Annotated in this window: 19 protein-coding genes; 10 read left to right on the top strand and 9 right to left on the bottom strand. The window is 71.8% G+C overall.

The genetic code is table 11. The features are described 5' to 3' along the window. Window positions 1-188: 188 nt before the first annotated feature. Window positions 189-1,250, bottom strand: a complete 1,062-nt coding sequence (tsaD, locus tag ACFVTF_RS11695) for a tRNA (adenosine(37)-N6)-threonylcarbamoyltransferase complex transferase subunit TsaD (protein WP_387812552.1) — start codon at window positions 1,248-1,250, stop codon at window positions 189-191. A 175-nt stretch (window positions 1,251-1,425) separates the two neighbouring features. Here tsaD and ACFVTF_RS11690 point away from each other — a divergent pair, with 175 nt between their 5' ends. Beyond that, window positions 1,426-2,028 (top strand): superoxide dismutase, encoded by a 603-nt coding sequence (locus ACFVTF_RS11690; RefSeq protein ID WP_350886711.1) that lies wholly within the window; start codon window positions 1,426-1,428, stop codon window positions 2,026-2,028. A gap of 55 nt (window positions 2,029-2,083) precedes the next feature. Here ACFVTF_RS11690 and ACFVTF_RS11685 read toward each other — a convergent pair whose 3' ends face one another. The 4 genes from ACFVTF_RS11685 to ACFVTF_RS11670 all read right to left on the bottom strand — a co-directional run bounded on the left by ACFVTF_RS11685 (window position 2,084) and on the right by ACFVTF_RS11670 (window position 5,788). Further along, window positions 2,084-3,244 (bottom strand): XRE family transcriptional regulator, encoded by a 1,161-nt coding sequence (locus tag ACFVTF_RS11685; RefSeq protein ID WP_387812319.1) that lies wholly within the window; start codon window positions 3,242-3,244, stop codon window positions 2,084-2,086. A 3-nt stretch (window positions 3,245-3,247) separates the two neighbouring features. Then, complete coding sequence (locus ACFVTF_RS11680) at window positions 3,248-4,108, bottom strand: tetratricopeptide repeat protein (RefSeq protein WP_387812316.1); 861 nt, start codon at window positions 4,106-4,108, stop codon at window positions 3,248-3,250. 319 nt (window positions 4,109-4,427) lie between these two features. Further along, a complete protein-coding gene (locus tag ACFVTF_RS11675; protein ID WP_387812313.1) occupies window positions 4,428-5,615 on the bottom strand; it encodes a methyltransferase domain-containing protein in 1,188 nt (395 codons plus the stop codon). Next, window positions 5,612-5,788, bottom strand: a complete 177-nt coding sequence (locus tag ACFVTF_RS11670) for a hypothetical protein (RefSeq protein ID WP_387812310.1) — start codon at window positions 5,786-5,788, stop codon at window positions 5,612-5,614. Before ACFVTF_RS11670 ends, ACFVTF_RS11675 begins: the two co-directional genes overlap by 4 nt. 266 nt (window positions 5,789-6,054) lie before the next feature. On the opposite strand from ACFVTF_RS11670, the gene ACFVTF_RS11665 reads away from it, so the two are divergent. From ACFVTF_RS11665 to ACFVTF_RS11645, 5 genes are all read left to right on the top strand, one after another. Then, entirely contained in the window at window positions 6,055-7,167 is a 1,113-nt protein-coding gene (locus ACFVTF_RS11665; protein WP_387812307.1) for a helix-turn-helix domain-containing protein, read from the top strand. A gap of 13 nt (window positions 7,168-7,180) precedes the next feature. Then, a complete protein-coding gene (locus tag ACFVTF_RS11660; RefSeq protein WP_387812304.1) occupies window positions 7,181-7,762 on the top strand; it encodes an HD family hydrolase in 582 nt (193 codons plus the stop codon). 113 nt (window positions 7,763-7,875) lie between these two features. Beyond that, a complete protein-coding gene (cyaB, locus tag ACFVTF_RS11655; protein ID WP_387812301.1) occupies window positions 7,876-8,445 on the top strand; it encodes a class IV adenylate cyclase in 570 nt (189 codons plus the stop codon). 140 nt (window positions 8,446-8,585) lie between these two features. Then, entirely contained in the window at window positions 8,586-9,404 is an 819-nt protein-coding gene (locus ACFVTF_RS11650; protein ID WP_387812298.1) for a hypothetical protein, read from the top strand. A gap of 140 nt (window positions 9,405-9,544) precedes the next feature. Next, window positions 9,545-10,018 (top strand): DIP1984 family protein, encoded by a 474-nt coding sequence (locus tag ACFVTF_RS11645; RefSeq protein ID WP_387812295.1) that lies wholly within the window; start codon window positions 9,545-9,547, stop codon window positions 10,016-10,018. A 298-nt stretch (window positions 10,019-10,316) separates the two neighbouring features. On the opposite strand, the gene meaB is transcribed toward ACFVTF_RS11645, so the two are convergent. From meaB to ACFVTF_RS11630, 3 genes are read right to left on the bottom strand one after another with little or no spacing between them, the layout of a single operon-like run. Beyond that, complete coding sequence (gene meaB / locus ACFVTF_RS11640) at window positions 10,317-11,309, bottom strand: methylmalonyl Co-A mutase-associated GTPase MeaB (protein WP_387812292.1); 993 nt, start codon at window positions 11,307-11,309, stop codon at window positions 10,317-10,319. 12 nt (window positions 11,310-11,321) lie between these two features. Next, on the bottom strand, window positions 11,322-13,526 hold the full coding sequence (gene scpA, locus ACFVTF_RS11635; RefSeq protein WP_387812289.1) for a methylmalonyl-CoA mutase: 2,205 nt from the start codon (window positions 13,524-13,526) through the stop codon (window positions 11,322-11,324). Continuing rightward, the gene (locus ACFVTF_RS11630; RefSeq protein WP_387812286.1) at window positions 13,523-15,391 is read right to left on the bottom strand and encodes a methylmalonyl-CoA mutase family protein; all 1,869 of its coding nucleotides are present in this window, start codon (window positions 15,389-15,391) and stop codon (window positions 13,523-13,525) included. The genes scpA and ACFVTF_RS11630 overlap by 4 nt, the downstream gene beginning before the upstream one ends. Window positions 15,392-15,693: 302 nt before the next feature. Here ACFVTF_RS11630 and ACFVTF_RS11625 point away from each other — a divergent pair, with 302 nt between their 5' ends. Next, window positions 15,694-16,764 carry an NlpC/P60 family protein gene (locus ACFVTF_RS11625; protein ID WP_371516043.1) on the top strand — a complete coding sequence of 357 codons (1,071 nt, stop codon included), beginning with the start codon at window positions 15,694-15,696 and terminating at the stop codon, window positions 16,762-16,764. Window positions 16,765-16,857: 93 nt separating this feature from the next. On the opposite strand, the gene ACFVTF_RS11620 is transcribed toward ACFVTF_RS11625, so the two are convergent. Further along, entirely contained in the window at window positions 16,858-17,310 is a 453-nt protein-coding gene (locus ACFVTF_RS11620; RefSeq protein ID WP_387812283.1) for a MarR family winged helix-turn-helix transcriptional regulator, read from the bottom strand. Between the two features lie 55 nt (window positions 17,311-17,365). Here ACFVTF_RS11620 and ACFVTF_RS11615 point away from each other — a divergent pair, with 55 nt between their 5' ends. The 3 genes from ACFVTF_RS11615 (at window position 17,366) to ACFVTF_RS11605 (ending at window position 21,072) form a co-directional block, all read left to right on the top strand. After that, window positions 17,366-18,439, top strand: a complete 1,074-nt coding sequence (locus tag ACFVTF_RS11615) for an ABC transporter substrate-binding protein (RefSeq protein ID WP_387812280.1) — start codon at window positions 17,366-17,368, stop codon at window positions 18,437-18,439. A 117-nt stretch (window positions 18,440-18,556) separates the two neighbouring features. Beyond that, a complete protein-coding gene (locus tag ACFVTF_RS11610) occupies window positions 18,557-20,056 on the top strand; it encodes an APC family permease (protein ID WP_387812277.1) in 1,500 nt (499 codons plus the stop codon). Further along, a complete protein-coding gene (locus tag ACFVTF_RS11605) occupies window positions 20,053-21,072 on the top strand; it encodes an acetamidase/formamidase family protein (RefSeq protein ID WP_387812274.1) in 1,020 nt (339 codons plus the stop codon). Before ACFVTF_RS11610 ends, ACFVTF_RS11605 begins: the two co-directional genes overlap by 4 nt. Window positions 21,073-21,095: the final 23 nt, after the last annotated feature.

The following is a 21,095-nucleotide window of genomic DNA, read 5'->3' as shown; positions in this document are numbered from 1 at the left end:
GTGCGGTTGGGGGCACACGGTTCCTGATGTGTGACATGTAAAATGTCACACCCGTTGCGGCTGGGGGAAGGCTTGGGAACGGATTCGCGTCGGGCGAGATCGAACCGTTGTCAGGTCGGAGTGCCGGGTCGACCGGCTGTCAGCTCAACCCGCCGTCGGGATGAACCCGACGGCGGGCCGACGCGCCGTCAGGCCGCGGCAGTCCGCGCCAACGGCGCCAACGGCGTCAACGCCGCGAACTCCAGCGGCGCCGACGGATCCACCGACAGCTCCGCCGGAGCCGGCTCGGCGCCGGAGCGGACCAGCAGGTCGCCGATCGCCGCCACCATCGCCCCGTTGTCCGTGCAGAGCCTCAGCGGCGGCACCCGCAGCGCGATCCCGGCCGCCGCGCAGCGCTCCTCGGCCAGTGACCGCACCCGGGAGTTGGCCGCGACCCCGCCGACCACCACCAGGGTGCCGATCCCGTGATCGGTGCAGGCCCGCACCGCCTTGCGGGTCAGCACGTCGGCGATCGCCTCCTGCAGCCCGGCCGCCGCGTCCGGGACGTACGGGGCCGAGCCGCCCGAGCGCTGCGCCTCCACCCAGCGGGCGGCGGCCGTCTTGAGCCCGGAGAACGAGAACGCGTACGGGTCGTCCCGCGGTCCGGTCAGTGGGCGCGGCAGGCGGACGGCCTTCGGGTCGCCGTCCCGGGCCGCCCGGTCGATCGCCGGCCCGCCGGGGTAGGGGAGGCCGAGGATCCGGGCGACCTTGTCGAAGCACTCGCCGGCCGCGTCGTCCAGGGTGTCGCCGAGGTGGACGATCGGGTCGCGGGCGAGGTCGCGCACCAGCAGCAGCGAGGTGTGCCCGCCCGAGACGATCAGCACCACGCAGGGGTTCGGCAGCGGCCCGCCGTCCAGCGTCGCGGCGGCGACGTGCCCGGCCAGGTGGTGCACCCCGTACAGCGGGACGCCGAGCGAGAACGCGTAGCCCTTGGCCGCGGCCACCCCGACCTGGAGCGCCCCGGCCAGCCCCGGGCCGGTCGTCACCGCGACGGCGCCGACGTCGTCGAGCGTCAGCCCGGCCCGCGCCAGTGCCTCGCCGACCACCGGCGCCATCGCGTGGACGTGTGCCCGGGCGGCGATCTCCGGCACCACCCCGCCGAAGCGGGCGTGCTCGTCCATCGACGACGCCACCGCCTGCCCGAGCAGTGCGCCGTCCCGGACCAGACCCGCGCCGGTCTCGTCGCAGGAGGACTCGATCCCCAGCACCACCGGTGACCCTGTCACAGTCACTCACCCTCATCACTCATTACATGCACTCGCGACCATTGTGCCCGACGAGACGTGAGGAATAAGCAGGAGCCCATGCTTCGTTCCTGCAACTCATACGCAATAGTGTTGTCCCGGCACGATCATCACTGTTCATCGAAAGGGGCTGTGTCCCAGCATGGGCACCTACTCGCTTCCCGACCTGCCGTACGACTACTCCGCGCTCGAGCGGGCGATGTCCCCCGAGATCCTCGAACTGCACCACTCCAAGCACCACGCCGCCTACGTCAAGGGTGCGAACGACACCCTGGACCAGCTGGCCGAGGCACGCGACAAGGAGCAGTTCGGCGGCCTGGTCGGCCTGCAGAAGACCTTCGCCTTCCACCTGTCCGGCCACGTGCTGCACTCGCTGTTCTGGCAGAACCTCTCCCCGGAGGGCGGCGACCGCCCCGAGGGCGAGCTGGCCGACGCCATCACCGAGCACTTCGGCAGCTTCGAGGCCTTCCGCAAGCAGCTCACCACCGCCACCACCGGCGTGCAGGGCTCCGGCTGGGGCATCCTCTCCTGGGAGCCCCTCGCCAAGCGCCTGATCGTCGAGCAGGTCTACGACCACCACGGCAACGTCGGCCAGGGCACCACCCCGCTGCTCGCCTTCGACGCCTGGGAGCACGCCTACTACCTGCAGTACCGCAACGTCCGCCCCGACTACGTCGAGAAGCTCTGGGACGTCGTCAACTGGCAGGACGTCTCGTCCCGCTTCGCGGCCGCCAAGGCCGTCTGACGCGCACGTGGTGAACGGCCCCGGACCGGTCGGGCGGTCCGGGGCCTCCCTTGTGTCAGGCGAGCTGCAACAGCGCCTTCCGGTGCCGCCAGGCGAGCCGCAGGAGCGCCGCGCCGGCGGGCTGCATCGGCTCGGTGGTGGTGAGGCGATCCACCTGCTCGGCCGCGAACGGGATGCCGGCCGAGCGTCCCGTGGCGTCCTCCAGCCCGACGCGGTGCCCCTCGTCGTTGGTCGAGACGATGCGCCGGAACGTCTCGTCGAACAGGTCGGCGTCGAACACGGCCACGGTCAGCATGTCGGTGACGAAGGTCAGCGGATCCATCCCGAGGCCCAGCCAGAACACCCGCAGGCGGCCGTCCGCGCGCGCCGCGGTGAGCGACTTGTCCAGCGGCCAGGCGGCGTAGTCGATCGGCGCCCTGTCGCTCCCGTAGTCCTCGGTGCTGCCGAGCAACTCCTCGCTCAGCTCCCGCAGGATCGCCCGCCAGAGGTCGAAGTCGTTCCCCTCGTTCCACGGCGCGTCGTGCGAGGCCTGGAACATCCCGACCGGCATCACCTGGAAGAGACCCCCGCCGCTGGCGACCTTCCCGGGATCACGCCAGTGCAGCACGAACTCCGCTTCGCCGGTCCTGCGATCGTGCCGGATGGTCAGCGTACTGATGGCCGCCATGACCGGCCGGCGCGCGAGGTCGGTCGGATCGCCGATGGCGGCGCGGAAGGGCGTGGCGGCCCCGCCTGCCAGGACCGCCGCCGCGTACTCGTGCGCGACGGCCTCACAGATGTTGATCACGTCGAAGTACCGGCCGCGGCCGAAGGCCAGCGTCGGATCGCCCGCAGACGTCCCGACATCAAGCAGGCGGTAGCAGCTTCGGTCCTCGAACAGCCTGGGCCTGGCGAGATCCCGCACCGCGTCGGCGTAGCGGTGGTAGGCCGTTCCGTCCCTCCGGCGCGGGCGGATGCGGTCGAGCTCCGGCTCACCGCCGTCCAACCCGGCCTCCGGCGCGTCCGGCACCCACCGCAGCCGGACGCGCTCCAGCGGCACCGGCCGCTCCGGAATCCAGTGCCACCGAGCCAGCAGCGGAGTCCCCGGCACCAGCCGTTCGGGATCGCTTCCGGCAAGGAGCCGCTTGGTCAACTCGAAGCGGTGGTCGTTGAGGAAGCCCCGCACCCATCGCCAGTGCTCCCGACTGTCGGACGGGCCCGGCCGGTCGTCTGCCACGATTCACCCTAACGCCGCAGCCCGTTCGTCGAGTTCCCCGGCACCGGCCACGTCGCGGAGGCGGTAGAGGCGGGCCCGCAGGTCGCGGACGGCGTCCTGGACCTTGACCGAGCGGATGCCGTCCGCGCAGTCGAGGAACTCGTTCCAGGACGCGAGGGCGCCGTCGACGTCGTCCTGCCGGAGGCGGACGGTGCCGAGGTCGGCGAGGACGATCGCACGGGTGCGGCGGCGGTCGAGGCCGTGGATGTCGAGCGCGTGGCGGAGGTGTTCCTGCGCGCTGCTGTAGTCGCCGAGCCGGGCGAGGACCATGCCGGACTCGTGGGCCCACCGGCCGATGCTGTAGTGCGAGGCCCACGACCCGCCGGGCGCGCCGGTGGCCCGTTCGATCGCGCTCTGGGACGCGGCGAGCGAGCTGGTCGCGGTGCGCCGGTCGCCGTCGAGGGCTGCGGCGTTGGCGAGGGTGGCCTGGTAGTAGGCCAGGGCCCGGGAATCGTCCAGGTGTTTGGCCTGGTCGACGCACTCTTCCGCTATCCGTACGGCGGTGGGCCTGAAACCCAGGTCGATGGCCTGGACGGCCAGACCGCGCAGGGCGGTGGCGGCCAACTCGGCGTCGCCGGCCTCGGAAGCGAGCCGGAAGGAATGCGCGTAGTACTGCTGGGTGGCGCCCTGGTTCCCCTCGTCCTGGGCCATCCACCCGGCCAGGTGGACGAGTTGGGAGGTCGCCGCGAACAGCTCCCGGCCGACGGCTTCACTCCAAGTCCCGTCCAGCCAGGGGGCGACGTCGTCGTGGAGGTAGCGGACGGCGAGATGGCGGGCATGGCCGCCACCGAGCTCGGCGGCCGCGTCGCCCAGCGACTTCGTCATCTGACGGATCGCTGCGACCTCGCCCCGGCCGACCTTCACTGTGCTGTCAGTCTTTCCCTGCACCCGCCGCAGGACGGCGTCCGGATCAGGCAGCCCCAATGCCGCAAGCGCGTACGCACTGGAGGCGGACACGAATCCCCGGCGATCCACCACGTCCCTCCGGCTCGGCTCGACACCCGATCCACGGCAACGCCAATTCCACTCTCTAAATGCCCAGTTGTTGGGATGTTGACCACCTGGCGCACCCGATCGGATTCAGGCAAGCAGCCCCGGACTGGCGGTCCGGGGCCGTGCCGAATGCGACGGGCGATCCATTCCCCTACGGCAGGGGCCACGCATTCGTCGGGTCGTCCAGCCAGGCCTGATGGCCGCCGGGACCGACGGTGAGGCCGAGGCGGCTCGGACCGGGGCGGTCGTTGTCCAGCCACCAGCGGTGGGCGGTCTCGACTTCGTCCCACAGGCGGCGCGGGCCGTGCTGCCACACCGTGTACCGCTCGGTGCCCTCGGTGCCGTCCCAGTCGACGGCGGCCCAGGAGCCGCCGTCGGTCGTGGCCACCCAGAGTCGGGTCTCGACGTCGTCGAGATCGGGGTCGTGGTGCCAGGCGTACCAGAGGTCGCCGAGGCGGTGCCCGAGGGCGAACTGGGTCTCGAACTCCGAGTCGGCGACGGCCCAGGGGTCGAGCGTGGTCGTGGACTCGTCCGGTACGTGCTCGTCCATGACGACGTCTCGGAAGAGGCGGAGGTCGTGGCGCTGGGTGCGCATCAGCATGAAGGCGCTGTCGGCGGTGTAGCGGCCGGTGGCGGAGCCGTCGCCGGTGACGGTCAGGCGGAGGAGGCCGCCGCAGCTCCACTCGTCGTACCAAGGGGTGAGGATCTGCCCGCCCGGCCTGGTCTGGTTGATCCATTCGCCCGGAACGCGCTTCACGGAGCAGGTGGCCATGATCCGGTCGAACGGCGACGCGGCCTTCCAGCCGAGACTTCCGTCGCCGCAGACGACGGTGGGTGCGTAGCCGGTGGCGTCGAGGTTGCTCCGGGCGCGGTGGGCCACGGCGGCGTCGATCTCGATCGTCGTCACGTTCGCCCCACCGAGGCGGTGGGAAAGCAGGGCTGCGTTGTACCCGGTGCCCGCACCGATCTCGAGAACCCGCATCCCCGGTGTGATGTCCAGGAGTTCGAGCATCCGGAAGACGATCGACGGCTCGGAGGCCGAGGACGACGGCCACGCATCGGCTACGTCCGTCGGCTCCGCTCCGTCGTTGACCTGTGTCACCACGGGAACGTTCGAACCGGCGGCGGCGAACCAGCGGTCGGGTTCACGTTCACGGTCGCACAACTGGTAGCCGTCACCGTCGGCAAGCCAGATCCGGTCCGGGAGGAAACGATGGCGTGGGGTCGCCTCTGCGGCCCTTCGCCACTCATCGGGCACATCGTGGCCGAGGGAGTGGGATACCACCCGGAGCAGGCCGTTCGTGGCGGCCTGCTCCAGGTCCTTCTGCCGGCTCGTCACTTCCCGTCGCCGTCCTTGCGGTGCTTGCTGGCCGACGACCCGGACGAGGTGTCCGGGGTCGTCTTGTCCTTCCCGAAGTCCTTCCGGTCCTTGTTCGCGTGCTTGCCCTGCCCGCCGTCGTTGCCGCCGCTGCCGCCACCGGAGCTTCCGCCCTTACCGGTTCCCCATCCCATGGGTGCCTCCTACCTGCCCTGTTCGCGATGATTATCGTGTGGAGCGCTTGGCCAGGTGCACGGACGTGACAGTGCCCAACTGACGTGCCCGGGCCGATAGGCTCCTTGATGAGAGCGGGACCGCCGTCGCAGGGAGCGAGACCCCCCGACGAGTCTCCGACCGCTCTCGGTCGGGGACGCCTACGACGGTAGGGTCCCGGAGTCGGAACCTGAAGTGACCACGAGTACAGGTGTGTTGGCACGAACTCCCGAAGTGGGGGGCTCTCATGCAGTCAAGCCCGCATCCTTCCCTGACTGCTGGTCAGGGAAGGCCTCGGCGCCCACGCGTGGGCATCATCTCCGGGTACGTCTTTCGGGTGATCCGAGAACAGCACGGTGCCACCCAGGACGAGTTCGCCGGGCGGTTGGCCGTGTCGACCGACACGATCGCCGGGTGGGAGAGTGGTCGGCGCCCACTCACGGCCGTACCTGTCGGGCAGATGCTCACCCACCGCCATCGGCTGATGCAGTTGGGCACAGCGCCCGCACTCCTCCAAACACTGGAGCGATCCTTCGAGGCGGACATTCTGCTCGCCGGCATCGTTGAGGAGAAGTCACCGGCTGCCGGGAGCCCCCTCGGGGCGATGGTGATACGGCGCGACCTCGTGGAGATTCTCATGTGGCCGCTCAGCGGTGCAGCGCCGAAGGCCGTTCGCGACCTCCCGGCCCCGCCGCGTCCACGCAAGGGCCCGGCGCCGGCCGGACCGGAACTCCTCGCCCCCGACCGCACCCGGTTCTACGCCCACCTGCGGCGCGCGGCCGAGGAAGCGCGTGGAACGGACCAGTTCCTCGCCCGCCGCCAAGCGCTGTACCTGGCCGGATACGACGAACAGGGCGACACGCGGGAGTGGCTGGCCCACCAGCAGCGATCCGAGCGGCCGAACGACTGGCTGAGCCACTGGCTCAACTCCCGCTCCGTCGCCATGGTCTCCGCCCGCCACGGTGACCGGGATCGGATGAGCCACTTCATCGAAACGGCCCTCGCCGATGAGGCGGGCGCGCTGGCGAACCTCAACTACTGGGCGTACTGGCTCGGCGAGGCCCCGTACCTCGAACTCTCCGACGACTTCATCGCTGCCCGGGCGCCGGGCCCGTGGCCCGGGGACAAGCTCCTCGCGCACCTCGTTCAGGGTCTCGGCCCGCAGTGCGGGTACGCCGAGTTGAACATCCACAGTGTGTGGTCACTGCTCCAGGTCCGGCCGGATCTGCTGCGCTCCGGAACTGCGGCCCGTGCCCTGCGCGAACGGCTTCCGGTGCTGTTGGATGGTCGGGAGCTGTCGCGGCGCGGCCGACGCGAACTCGACGGCATCCGCTACGCGATCCGCCTTGTCGAGGCGTGAGAGGAGCCAGACAGTGACAGACGACCTGACACCGGTGGCGAGGTTCCTGTTCGAAGCCGGGACGCTCAAGCAGACCAAGCGCACGGGCTGGTGGATGGCCGGCGTCCGCGATCCCGAATCGGTCGCCGAACACTCCTGGCGGACCGCGTTGATCGCTTCGATCATTGCCAAGCTCGAAGGCGCGGACCCGGCGCAGGCCGCCTTCCTCGCGGTCTGGCACGACTCCCAGGAGACGCGCACCGGGGACGTCAACCATCTGGGCAAGAAGTACGCGCCCGGCGCCGATCCGGCGGCGGTGACGGCCGACCAGGTCGGCGGCATGCCGGAGATCCTCGCCTCGACCATCCGGGAGCTTGTCGCGGAGTACGAGGCGAAGGACTCTCCGGAGGCGGTGTGTGCGAGGGACGCCGACAAGCTGGAGTGCCTGATCCAGGGCGTCGAGTACAAGGCACAGGGCTACGCGAATGCTCAGCGCTGGATCGACAACAGCCGTGGCCGTCTCACCACGAAGACCGCCAACGCACTCGCCGACGCCGTCCTGGCTACCGACTCCCTCGACTGGCTCCGTGCTGCACTCGGCGAGAAGTCGAGCTGACGCGGTTCGTGGATCGCGCCCTGAAGGCGGCACCTGGCCGGTGTCGGTCTGAAGGCGGCGGTTCGATGTGATGGTGGACGGCGCGGAGCGCGTGATCTGACGGAGGGGCGAGGATGGCGATCGAGGCGGAGCTCAAGGCGGTCGTGCGCGATCCGGAAGGCGTGCGCGGGCAACTGGAGGCCCGGCACGGTGTCGGCCGCGCCGAGGTCTACCGCGACACGTACTACGACGCGCCGGACGGCAGCCTGATGGGCGCCGATCGCGAGTTGCGGATCCGGGCCGTGCACGGCCCGGACGACACGCGCACGGTGCTCACCTACAAGGGGGCCCGGGTGGACGAGGCGTCCGGGTCGAAGCCGGAGTCCGAGACGGAGGTCGAGGACGCCGATGCCGCGCACGAGATCGTGCGGGGCCTGGGCTTCATCCCTCGTATCGCGTTCGAGAAGCGGTGCCGCAACTACGGCTTCCAGCGCGACGGGAGGCACCTGCTCGCCACGCTCGTTCGCGTTCCCGAGTTGGACGACGCCACGTTCATCGAGGTCGAGACGACGGCCGCCACGGAGGCCGACCTCGGGCCCGCCCTCGCCCTCGTCCGCGCGGTGCTGGCCGAACTCGGCATCAACGAAGCCGACTTGACCACCGAGCTCTACACCGACGCCGTCGCGGCGGCGCGACCGGTCTGACTGCACGGCTGAGCGGGCCCGCTGGCTCCAGCCGCGCACCCCCATCCGAGCACGATCTCAGCCAGCCAGCCAGCCAGCCAGCCAAGCGTCGGCGTCAAATGCGGTGGCGGCCCGGTGCCGGGGGTGGTCATTCTGGGCGGATGGGTGATCGTGCGAACTTCGTCGTCGTCCGCGAGAGCGGTGAGTTCGAGCTGTACCTGTCGCGGTTCGGCGCGGTAGGAATCGACCTCGACCTCCTGGCCGGGCCGGCGGAGGCTCTTTCGATGGTCCGGCGCCTGAGAGCGGTCGGCTGGTGGCTGGACGATGTGCACTGCCAGGGTGCGGCACTGATCGACCTCGGGCGGAAGGTGCTGATGCTGTTCGCCTGGGAAGGGCCGAGCGCCGAGATGCGCCACAGGGCAGCCACGCTGGAACTGTTGCAGGAGGCGTGGGCGGGGTGGGACGTCCGGTGGATGTACGACGGCCCTGCCGAGTTGAGGACGTACCTGGGGCTGGACCCCGAACACGTCCGTGCCCGTGGGTGCGGGATTGCGGTGGGGCCGCTGCTCGAACCGGGCGACGAGGAGTTGGCTGACCCCGAGCCGATGGTCGCGGTGGTGACGGTCGGGACGGAGCGCTGCTACGTGTTGGCGAACGTCAACGACCATCCGGTCCGGGAGGGGTCCGCACTGCTCGACCGGCTGGCGGGCGGTCCCGAGCACGGGGTCTGCCGGGCGTCGGCCGATGCCGGGATCCACGTCGATCCGCTGGGCCGGCGGGTGGGCTGGTGGGTGCTGGGGGCATCGGCGGAGGCGTACGAGATGCCGCAGCGATGGCCCGGTTGGACGGTGGAGTTCTGGCAGGACCGCTGGGAGGAGCACGTACTGGCGGCGCCCGGGCGCTTCTCGCCGCCGCCGGTCGACCGTGTGAGGGCGCTGGCGGACGTACGGGCAGCGGCCGGACGCTGTCGAGGGGCATGAACCGGCCCGGTGCCCGCCGGGTCGGTCCGGCTGACCGACCGGACCGACCCGGCCGGCCGACCCCACCCCTCGAACCGAGCCGTCAGGCGTCGACGTGCATACTTGCCGGACGATCAGCAGGACGTAGAGGTGATGACGCGGTGAAACTGGCTGAGGCGCTCGCGCAGCGCGCGGCTGCGGTGCGGCAGGTGGAGCAGTTGCGGGCGCGCGTCGTCGGCAGTGCCCGTTACCAGGAGGGCGAGGAACCGGCCGAGAGCGCGGCGGAGGTCCTGGCCCAGGCCGGAGAGGTGCTGGACGAGTTGGAGCGGCTGATCCGTCGGATCAACCGGACCAACTCCACGGCGCTCATCGAGGGCGGCGGCACGCTGACCGACGCCCTCGCCCGCCGGGACGTCCTGCGGCTGCGCCACTCGGTGATCACCGCGGCCGCCGACGCCGCCTCCGGGCGCGACCAGCGCGGAGCCGTACGGCAGTTGCGGTCCGAGCTCAGGATCCTCGCCGCTCTGCCGGTCGCCGAGCTCCACGCCCAGGCGGACGCCCTGGCGAAGGAGATCCGCGAGGTGGACACCCTGATCCAGCGCACCAACTGGGAGATCGACCTGATCGAGGACTGACCCCACAAGCCGGGTGTGGGAAGCAGGTAGTCGCCACGGAGGCGTGCACACACCGCGGGCCGGCGGTTCATCCGGCCCCTGGCGCGTGAAGGGCAACGCAAGGGGTTCGATTCCCCGTCAAACAATGCAGCTCAGCATCGCGTACAGGTGACAGAGCACACGGCACAGCTCACCACCACGTGCAGATCCGGACGACGAGGGCGGGAACGGGGCGCCCCACACCCGGTGCGAGGGCCGTGCACATCTGCACGGCCCTCGCGCCTTTTCCTCCCCAGGGCCGCTCAAGAAGCGCCTCCCGTCAGGGGGTGCCGAAGAAGGCGTCCAGGATCTGCTGCGCGGCCAGCCCCGCCGGCATGGTGCCGGCGCGGACCTGGGCCTCCAACTCGCCCGAGAGCCGCCGCACTTCGGGGTGTTCGTGCAGCCGCGCGTAGAGCTGGTCGTGGACCATCGTCCAGGTCCATTCGACCTGCTGTTCCCGTCGCTTCGCGGCGAGTGCGCCGGTGGCGTCGAGGACCTTGCGGTGTTGCTGGAGCCGCTCCCACAGCACGTCGAGTCCGGCGCCGTCCCGGCCGCTGCAGGTCAGCACGGGCGGCGTCCATGCCGCGTCGGGGGCCTGCAACAGGCGCAGGGCGCCGGCGAGTTCGCGGGCGGCGGCGCGGGCGTCGGGTTCGTGCGGGCCGTCGGCCTTGTTGACGGCGATGACGTCGGCCAGCTCCAGGACGCCCTTCTTGATGCCCTGCAACTGGTCGCCGGTGCGGGCGAGGCTGAGCAGCAGGAAGGTGTCGACCATCCCGGCGACGGCGGTCTCGGACTGGCCGACTCCCACCGTCTCGATCAGGACCACGTCGTAGCCGGCGGCCTCCATCACCACCATGGACTCCCTGGTGGCCTTGGCGACGCCGCCCAGCGTCCCGGAGGTGGGCGAGGGGCGGACGAAGGCGTGCGGGTCGACGGCGAGGCGTTCCATCCGGGTCTTGTCGCCGAGGATGGAGCCGCCGGTGCGGCTGGACGTGGGGTCGACGGCGAGCACCGCGACCCGGTGGCCGAGGCCGGTGAGCATGGTGCCGAAGGAGTCGATGAAGGTCGACTTGCCGACACCGGGCACGCCGGTGATGCCCACCCGGACGGCGCCGCCCGCGTGCGGCAGCAGCCGTTGGAGCAACTGCTGCGCGAGCGCGCGGTGGTCGGGCCGGGTGGACTCGACGAGGGTGACGGCGCGCGCGATCCAGGCGCGCGAGCCGTCGAGGACACCCGTCACGTAGCTGTCGAGGTCGATCGTCCGCGGAGGCATGCGATCAAAATCTCACAGCTCGTGGCCGAGGTCGGCCGCCAGCGAGGTGAGCAGGTCGTAGGCGGCGTCCGGGATGACGGTGCCCGGCGGGAAGACCGCCGCCGCTCCCGCCTCGTACAGCGCCTCGAAGTCCTGCGGGGGGATCACCCCGCCGACCACGATGGTGATGTCCTCCCGGCCGGCCTCGGCGAGCGCGGTGCGCAGCGCCGGGACCAGGGTGAGGTGCCCGGCGGCGAGCGAGGAGACGCCGACGATGTGCACGTCCGCCTCGACGGCCTGGCGGGCGACCTCGTCGGGGGTCTGGAAGAGCGGGCCGACGTCCACGGTGAAGCCGAGGTCGGCGAAGGCGGTGGCGATCACCTTCTGGCCGCGGTCGTGGCCGTCCTGGCCCATCTTGGCGACCAGGATGCGCGGGCGCCGGCCTTCGGCCCGCTCGAACCGCTCGACCAGGTCGCGGGTGCGCTGGAGGGAGGCCGAGGGGCCCGCTTCGTCTCGGTACACACCGGAGATGGTACGGATCTGGCCGCTGTGCCGGCCGTACACCTTCTCCAGGGCGTCCGAGATCTCGCCGACGGTGGCCTTCGCCCGGGCCGCGTTGACGGCCAGGTGCAGCAGGTTGCCGTCCAGCGAGCCGCCGCTCTGCGGGCCGGCCTCGGCGGCCCGGGTGAGCGCGTTCAGCGCGTCCTGGCAGGCCGCCTCGTCGCGCTCCTCGCGCAGCCGGCGCAGCTTCTCGATCTGGCGGGTGCGCACCGAGGAGTTGTCGACCTTGAGCACGTCGATCTGCTCGTCGCTGTCCACCCGGTACTTGTTGACGCCGATGACCGGCTGGCGGCCGGAGTCGATCCGGGCCTGGGTGCGGGCGGCGGCCTCCTCGACGCGCATCTTCGGGATGCCCGCGTCGATGGCCTTGGCCATGCCGCCGGCCGCCTCGACCTCCTGGATGTGCTGCCAGGCGCGGCGCGCCAGGTCGTGGGTGAGCTTCTCGACGTAGGCGGAGCCGCCCCACGGGTCGATGACCCGGCAGGTGCCGGACTCCTGCTGGAGCAGCAGCTGGGTGTTGCGGGCGATCCGGGCGGAGAAGTCGGTGGGCAGGGCCAGCGCCTCGTCGAGCGCGTTGGTGTGCAGCGACTGGGTGTGGCCCTGGGTGGCGGCCATCGCCTCCACACAGGTGCGGGTCACGTTGTTGAACACGTCCTGGGCCGTGAGCGACCAGCCGGAGGTCTGCGAATGGGTGCGCAGCGACAGCGACTTGGCGTTCTTCGGGTCGAACTGCTTGACCAGCTTGGCCCACAGCAGCCGGGCCGCGCGCAGCTTGGCGACCTCCATGAAGAAGTTCATGCCGATCGCCCAGAAGAACGACAGCCGCGGCGCGAACGCGTCGACGTCCAGGCCCACGTCGAGGCCCGCGCGCAGGTACTCCACCCCGTCGGCCAGGGTGTAGGCGAGCTCCAGGTCGGCGGTGGCCCCGGCCTCCTGGATGTGGTAGCCGGAGATGGAGATGGAGTTGTACCGGGGCATCTTCTGCGAGGTGTACGCGAAGATGTCCGAGATGATCCGCATCGACGGCTGCGGCGGGTAGATGTAGGTGTTGCGGACCATGAACTCCTTGAGGATGTCGTTCTGGATGGTCCCCGCCAGCTTCTCGGGTGCCACCCCCTGCTCCTCGGCGGCCACGATGTACAGGGCCAGGACGGGCAGGACGGCGCCGTTCATGGTCATCGACACCGACATCCTGTCCAGCGGGATGCCGTCGAAGAGTTGGCGCATGTCGTAGATCGAGTCGATCGCCACGCCCGCCATGCCGACGTCGCCGGTGACGCGCGGGTGGTCGCTGTCGTAGCCGCGGTGGGTCGGCAGGTCGAAGGCGACCGAGAGGCCCTTCTGGCCGGCCGCCAGGTTGCGGCGGTAGAAGGCGTTGGACTCCTCGGCGGTGGAGAAGCCCGCGTACTGGCGGACGGTCCACGGCTGGTTGACGTACATGGTCGGGTACGGCCCGCGCAGGTACGGGGCGATGCCCGGGTAGGTCTCCAGGAAGTCCAGGCCGGCCAGGTCCGCCGGGGTGTACAGCGGCTTGACGCCGATGCCCTCGGGGGTGTCCCAGACCAGCTCGTCGACGTCCTTGCCGGTGGACTGCCGCCAGGCGGCCCGCCACTGGCCGTCGGTGACGTCCCCGGAGGGATCCCCGTTCAGCCCGATTCCGGTGAAGTCGGGGATCATCGTGCCACTCCGATCTGGTCGAGCAGGGAGGTGAGGACGGCGATGGCGTCCCCGCCCGCGTGGATGAACTCGTCTACTCCTGCCGGGGTTTCGCCGAGCCGACCGGCCAGCAGCACCCGTCGGGCCCCGGCCGCCTTCAGCGCGCCGGCGACGGCCTCGGCGTGCTCGCCGTACTGCGCGTCGCTGGAGCACAGGCAGGCGGCGGTGGCGCCGGAGGCGGTGAAGGCCTCGGCGAAGGCGGCCGGGTCGACGGACTCCAGCGAGGTCGTCGCGATGCCGCCGGCCTGGAACAGGTTGGCGGCGAAGGTGGTGCGCGCGGTGTGCGCGGAGGCGGTGCCGATCGAGGCCAGGAACAGCTTCGGCCGCTCGCCGGTGGCCGCGAGCTGCGTGTCCGAGCGGTCGCGCAGCGCCTCGTACGCCTCGGCGCGGCGCACCTGCGGCAGCCCGCCGCCCGGTGCGGGCGGGGCCGGTTCGCGGACCAGCGGCTGTTCGTCCAGGTGCGGGAACTCGCTGACGCCGGTGACGGGTTCGCGCCGCTTGGCGAGCTTGACGGAACGCTCCGCCCAGGTCGCGGCGATCCGCTCGCGGACCGTCCCGTCGGTGAGCGCCGCCTGCTGGCCGCCGGCCCGCTCGATCTCCTGGAACCAGGCCCAGGCGGCCGCCGCCAGCTCCTCGCTCAGCTGCTCGACGTACCAGGAGCCGCCGGCCGGGTCGATCACCCGGGCGAGGTGGGACTCCTCCAGCAGGATCGACTGGGTGTTGCGGGCGATCCGGCGGGCGAAGGCGTCCGGCAGGCCGAGGGCGCTGTCGAAGGGCAGCACGGTGACGGCGTCGGCGCCGCCCACGCCGGCGGCGAGGCAGGCGACGGTGGTGCGCAGCATGTTCACCCACGGGTCGCGGGCGGTCATCATCACCCGGGAGGTGACGGCGTGCTGGCGCTGCGCCGAGGCCGCCGCGGAGGCCCCCGACACCTCGGCGACGCGGGACCACAGGCGGCGCGCGGCACGGAACTTGGCGATGGTGAGGAACTGGTCGGCGTCGGCCGCGTAGCGGAACTCCAGCTGGCCGAGCGCGGCGTCCACCGACAGCCCGGCGGCGGTGAGCGCCCGCAGGTAGGCGACGCCGGTGGCGAGCGAGCAGCCCAGCTCCTGGGCGGGCGAGGCGCCGGCCTCGTGGTAGGGCAGGGCGTCCACGGTCAGCGCCCGGACGCCGGGGTACTCGGCGGCGCAGCGGGCGGCGAGCGCGGTGGCCTCGGCGAGCAGCGCGGTGGTGCGCCCGGTCTCGCCGGTGCGGGCCTGGAGGCCCAGCGGGTCGGCGCCGAGGTTGCCGGCGGCGGCGCCGGGGGAGACCTCGCGCTCCTCGTACAGGGCGAACAACTGCTCGGCGGCGGCGGTGAATTCGGGCCCGGCGTCGAGTGCCACGGCGGCCAGGTCGAGGTACACGCCGGTCAGCGTCTCGGGCAGGGCCGTGACGGGCAGGCCCGCGCCGCCGAGCTCCAGCCAGAGCGAGCCGACGCCGTTCTCCAGGTCGGCCAGGACCGCCTCGTTGGTGCGCCGGCGGTCCGGGTCGGCGTGCCGCTGGCGGACGTCCCAGCCGGCGACGGCGGCGCCCTGCGGCCGGCCGCCGCGGACGAACGGGGGGAAGCCGGGGTAGCCGGCTCCGGCCGGGGCGTCCTCGGCGGTGTACAGCGGGTGGGCGCGCAGCCCGTCCGGGAGTTCGGTGGTGAGCGCCCGCTCGGCGGCGGCGCCGTCCGCGGGGTGCGCGCCGGACTTGCGCAGCACGCCCTCGACGAGCTGCTGCCACTGCTCGCGGTGTGCGGCCGGGAATTCGGCGGCGAGGGGGAGCCCTTCGGGCAGGACGTTCATGACCGCAGGTTAGCGCTCGTTCGCAGGCCCGCAGGAGGGGCGGTCCGTGTGACCTTTCCCTCGATTTGGCACGTTCTCAGCACTCCGGGCGGCGAGGAGTGCCGCGGACGGCGGCACCCGAGGTCAACGCCGGTGCCGGGGGCCACGATCGATCGCCCGGAACGGCCCGGAACAGGGGGATTGCGGAACCCCTCCACTCATCTATTAAGTTACTTCGAAGAAGGTGGGTGGGGACCGAACCCCCGTAGGTCCTCGCCCGCCTTCGCCGTCCCCTGCCGTCCCCCGAAGGAGAGCCCCCCGCCATGGGAAAGCGTCGCAAGCCCAGCCCCCCGAGCCGGGCCCGCATGGCGGTCCTCACCACGGCCATGGCCGGCGGCGCCGTCCTCGCCTCCGGCACCGCCCACGCCGAGCCCGCCCCCAACCTGGCCTCCGTCAAGGAGCAGGTGGACAAGCTCAACGAGGAGGCGGAGCAGGCCGTCGAGCAGTTCAACGGCTTCCAGGAGAAGCAGCAGAAGCTCCAGGGCGACGCCAGCAAGATCCAGGAGAAGGTCGCCCGCGGGCAGGAGGCGATGAACGAGCTGCGCTCCCAGCTCGGCGCCGTGGCCGCCGACCAGTACCGCACCAACGGCATCGACCCGTCCTTCCAGCTGATGCTCGACTCCGACCCGGCCGCCTACCTGGAGCGCGCCTCGGTGCAGAACCACCTGGCCGACTCCCAGATATCCCTGCTCAAGCAGGCCCAGAACGAGCAGCGCAAGCTCGACCAGGACCGCGCCGAGGCCACCGCCACCCTGGCCCAGCTCGACTCCGTCGGCACCGAGCTGGGGGAGAAGAAGAAGCAGATCCAGGCCAAGCTCGCCCAGGCGCAGGGCATGCTCAACAAGCTGAGCGCCGAGGACCGCGCCAAGATCAACGCCCAGCAGAACGCCGAGAAGGCCAAGGCCGAGGCCCAGGCGGCGGCCGCCGCCGACCGGGCCTCCCGCTCCTCGGAGCGCCAGAACATGAACACCCCGGCGCCGCCCGCCAGCGGTCGCGCCGCCGCCATCCTCCAGTTCGCCTACGCCCAGCTCGGCAAGCCCTACGGCTGGGGCGCGACCGGCCCGAACAGCTTCGACTGCTCCGGCCTCACCGGCGGCGCCTACCGCTCGGCCAACGTCAAGCTGCCCCGGATGTCCCAGGACCAGTGGAACAGCGGCGCGCGCGTGCAGCGCGCCGACCTCCAGCCCGGCGACCTGGTCTTCTTCTACCCCGACATCCACCACGTGGGCATCTACATCGGCGACGGCAAGATGATCCACGCCCCGCGCACCGGCAAGAACGTCGAGGTCCTCCCGATCAGCGCCATGCCGTACGTGGGCGCCGTCCGGCCGTAGCCGTAGCCGTAGCCGTAGCCGTAGTCGGCATCCGGCAGCCCGCTCCCGCCCCGGCGGGGGCGGGCCTCCGCGTTCTCCGGGGACGCCCCGTGGTTAGAGGGCGGCGAGGCGTTCGAGGAGGAGCGCCGGACCAGGGAGGTCGCAGGCCTTTCGCACGGCGGCGTCGTGGGCGGCGGCGAGGGCGTCGAGGCGGGCCAGCCGGGCCCGGCCCTGGCGGGACAGGTGGGCGGTGATCCGCCGGCGGTCCTGGTCGCCCTGGCGGCGGTAGACCCAGCCGTCGTCGGCCAGCGAGTCCACCAGCCGGCTCAGGCTGGCCTGCGGGACCAGCAGCGTCCGGGCGAGCTCGCCCATGGGGTGGCCCTCGCCGTCGGCGAGGGCGCGCAGCGCCCGCCACTGGTCGACGGTGCAGTCCTCCTCGGCCAGCGCGGCGGCGAGGCCGGCGGAGAGCCGGCGGTGGGCCAGGGTGAGCAGTTCGACCAGGAGTGGCTCCGGGGCGGTCCGGGTGCCCCCCACCGGTCCGGTCGGCGCGGCGCCGCGTGCGGTCATCTGACCTCCCCTTCCGCTCTTTCCCGAAGCAGACAACCCGACCATACTCGCACTGGTGAGCGTCGAGGCGATCCTGATCGATCCGCTCGATGCGCTGCACTCGGCTCGGGACGAGCGGGCGGAAGCGGCGTATCGGGTGGGTCTCGTCGTGCCCCAGTCCGGCCCGTTGGGGCTGACCGGCCCGTCCGCGCTGGACGGTGCCCTGCTCGCCGCGCACGAGGTGAACGAGACCGGCGGCGTGCTCGGCCGCCCGCTGGAACTGGTGCTGGTGGACGGCGGCGGCGCGCCGGAGCGGGTCGCCGCCGAGGTCCGGCTGCTGTTGGACGCGGGCGCGCTGGACGCGCTCGCCGGGTGCCACACCAGCGACGTGCACCGGGCCGTCGAGGCGGTCGCGGCGGGGTGCATCGCGTACGTCTTCACCCCGCCGCACGAGGGTGGCTCCCGACTGCCCGGCGTGCTCTGCACCGGCATCGACCCGGCCGGCCAACTCGGTCCGGCGATAGAAGAACTGACGATGAGTCACCGCCTGCGCCGCTGGGCCCTGATCGGCAACGACTACATCTGGCCGCGCTCCGTCCACCGGGCGGCCGCCGGGCTGGTCGCCCGGTCCGGCGCCCGGGTGGTGCTGGAGCGGCGGATCCCCCTCGGCACGGTCGAAGGGTCGGTCGAACAGCTGCTGGACGCCCTGCGCGCGGCCCGGGCGGACGCCCTGCTGCTCAGCCTGATCGGGCGCGACCTGGTGTGCTTCAACCGCGCGCTGCGCCGCAGCGGCCTGGACCGCCGGCTGGTGCGACTGTCCGGCTCGCTGGAGGAGAACGGCCTGCTCGCGCTCGGCGGCGACGACACCGGGACGCTGTACGCCGCCATGCCCTCCTTCGCGACCCTGCCCGAGGAGCGCCGTCAGAGCCTCGCCGAGCGGCACCGGTCGCTGTGCGGACCGTGGGCGCCGGTCCTGGACGCCTACGCGGTGGGCCTGTACGAGGGCCTCCACCTGCTCGCCGCCCTGGCCGCCCGCCGCGCCCTGGCGCCGGACGCCCTGGCCCGGGTCGCAGGGCGGCTGCTGCGCGACGCCGGCCGGCCGGTCCACCTCGCCCGCGCCGAGGGCCCGGGTTTCGCCGTTCTGTCCTGAGCCGCGCCGTCCTGTCCTCCTCGCGTGGCGGAACGTCGGAAGAAAACCCTTCCATCTGGAAATACTTGCCTCTACAGTCTCCCCACACCCGCAGGGTCGTCACGGAGAGAGAGCACCATGGCTGACACGCCCGCGCCCCAGAGCATCGAGAACTACGGCTACCAACAGGAACTCCGCCGGTCCCTGACCTTCACCGACCTGCTCGTCTACGGGCTGGTCTTCATGGTGCCGATCGCACCGTTCGGCATCTTCGGCAGCGTGTTCCAGGGCTCCGGCGGCATGGTCGCGCTGGCCTACGTCCTGGGCATGGTCGCGATGATGTTCACCGCCCTGTCCTACGCCCAGATGTCGCGGGCCTTCCCGATGGCCGGCTCGGTGTACACCTACGCCGGGCGGGGCATCGCGGCGCCGGTCGGCTTCCTGGCCGGCTGGATGATCCTGCTCGACTACGTGCTGGTGCCGGGACTGCTGTACCTGGTCGCCGGTGTCGCCATGAACTCGCTGGTCCCGTCCGTCCCGGTGTGGCTCTGGCTGGTCGGCTTCGTGCTGCTCAACACCGTGGTCAACTACCTGGGCATCGAGACCACCTCCAGGGTCAACAAGGCCATGCTGATCGGCGAACTCGCCGTGCTGGCGCTGTTCGTGGTGGTCGGTGTGATCGCGCTGGCCTCCGGCAAGGGCCGGGGCTTCGACCTCACCCCGCTCTACAACGCGCACACCTTCTCGTGGAGCCTGGTCTTCGGCGCGGTCTCGATCGCGGTGCTCAGCTTCCTCGGCTTCGACGGGATCTCCACCCTCTCGGAGGAGAACCGGGACTCCACCAAGGCCATCGGCCGGTCGATGGTCGCCGCGCTGCTGCTCGCGGGCACGCTGTTCATCGTGCAGACGTGGGTGGCCTCGCTGCTGGTGCCGGACCCCAACGCCCTGATCCGCGACGGCGATCCGAACGGCACCGCCTTCTACGACGCGGCCCGCACCGCCGCCGGCGACTGGCTCGCCACGCTGACCGCCGCCTGCACCGCCGTCGCCTGGGGCTTCGCCAACTCCCTGGTCGCCCAGGCCGCCACCTCGCGGCTGTTGTACGCGATGGCCCGGGACCGCCAGCTGCCCGCCTTCCTGGCCCGGATCCACCCCACCCGCCGGGTGCCGGTCAACGCCACCCTGCTGACCGCCGCGATCTCGCTGCTGCTCGGCCTCTACATGGCCTCGCGCGACGACGGCATCACCCTGCTGAGCACCCTGGTCAACTTCGGCGCGCTGACCACCTTCCTGGTCCTGCACGTCGCCGTCGTCGTCCACTACCTGATCCGCCGGCGCAGCAAGGACTACTGGCGCCACCTGATCGCGCCGGTCCTCGGCTTCGCGATCCTCGCCTACGTGGTCGTGAACGCCAACATAGCGGCGCAGCGGCTCGGCTTCGTCTGGCTGGCCGTCGGCGCGGTCGTGCTGGCCGGGCTGGTGGCCACCGGCCGCAAGCCCCGACTGGCCGTCACCGACGCCGAATCCGCCGTCGAGCCCGAATCGGCCGTCGAGCCCGAATCGGCCGCCGAGCCCGGATCCGGCACCGACCCTGATCCCGCCGCCGATGCGCCCACCACCCGCGAGGAGAACCCGTGAGCCTGCCCGAGACCGTCCAGCTGGCCCCCGCCCCGGCCGACTACGCCTACACCTTCGGCGGGCGCGCACCGCTCGTCACCGTGCAGCCCGGCACCATCGTCGAACTGACCACCGAGGACTGCTTCGGCGGCAAGGTGCGCGGCACCGGCGACCTGCCCAGCCAGGTGTGCGTCTTCCCCTACCTCAACCCGGTCACCGGGCCGATCGCGGTGGCGGGCGCGGAGCCCGGCGACGTCCTCGCGGTGCACTTCGTGGAGATCACCCCGGCCCGGGAGTACGGCGTCTCCAGCACCTTCCCGCACTTCGGCGCGCTGACCGCGACCCACAGCACGGCGATGCTGCACCCGCCGCTGGAGGAGCGGGTCTGGGTCTACGACCTGGACCTCAAGGCGGGCGTCTGCCGATTCCGGGCCCGGAACAGCGACTTCACGGTGGACCTCCCGCTCGACCCGATGCACGGCACCGTCGGGGTCGCCCCGGCGGCCGGCGAGGTGCTGGCCTCGATCACGCCGGGCGCGCACGGCGGCAACCTGGACACTCCCGAGATGCGGGCCGGCACCACCGCCTACTTCGGGGTCAACGTCCCGGGCGGGCTGCTCGCCATCGGCGACGGCCACGCCCGCCAGGGGGAGGGGGAGGTGTGCGGGACGGCGGTGGAGGCGGCCATGCGCACCACCGTGATCGTCGACCTGGTCAAGGGCGGCGGACCGGCCTGGCCGCGGCTGGAGGACGACCGCTTCCTGATCAGCACCGGCTCCGCCCGCCCCCTGGAGGACGCGTTCCGGATCAGCCAGCACGACCTGGTCGGCTGGACCGGGCACCTGCTCGGCCTGGACCAGCTCGACGCCTACCAACTGGTCAGCCAGGCCGGGTCGGCGCCGGCCGCCAACGTCTGCGACACCAACTACACGATGGTCGCCAAGCTGCCGAAGCGCCTGCTCGGGCGGGTCCGCGCCTACGACGGCCTGCACGACCGCCTGCGCGAAACCGCCGAGGCATACCTGCGGCACCGCTAGGGCGTGTTCGCCCGGCATCGTGA

The sequence above is a fragment of the Kitasatospora sp. NPDC057940 genome, assembly GCF_042887425.1.
Lineage (GTDB): Bacteria > Actinomycetota > Actinomycetes > Streptomycetales > Streptomycetaceae > Kitasatospora.
Note: the sequence above shows the minus strand (reverse complement) of the source record. Positions and strands in the feature narration are given on the sequence as shown.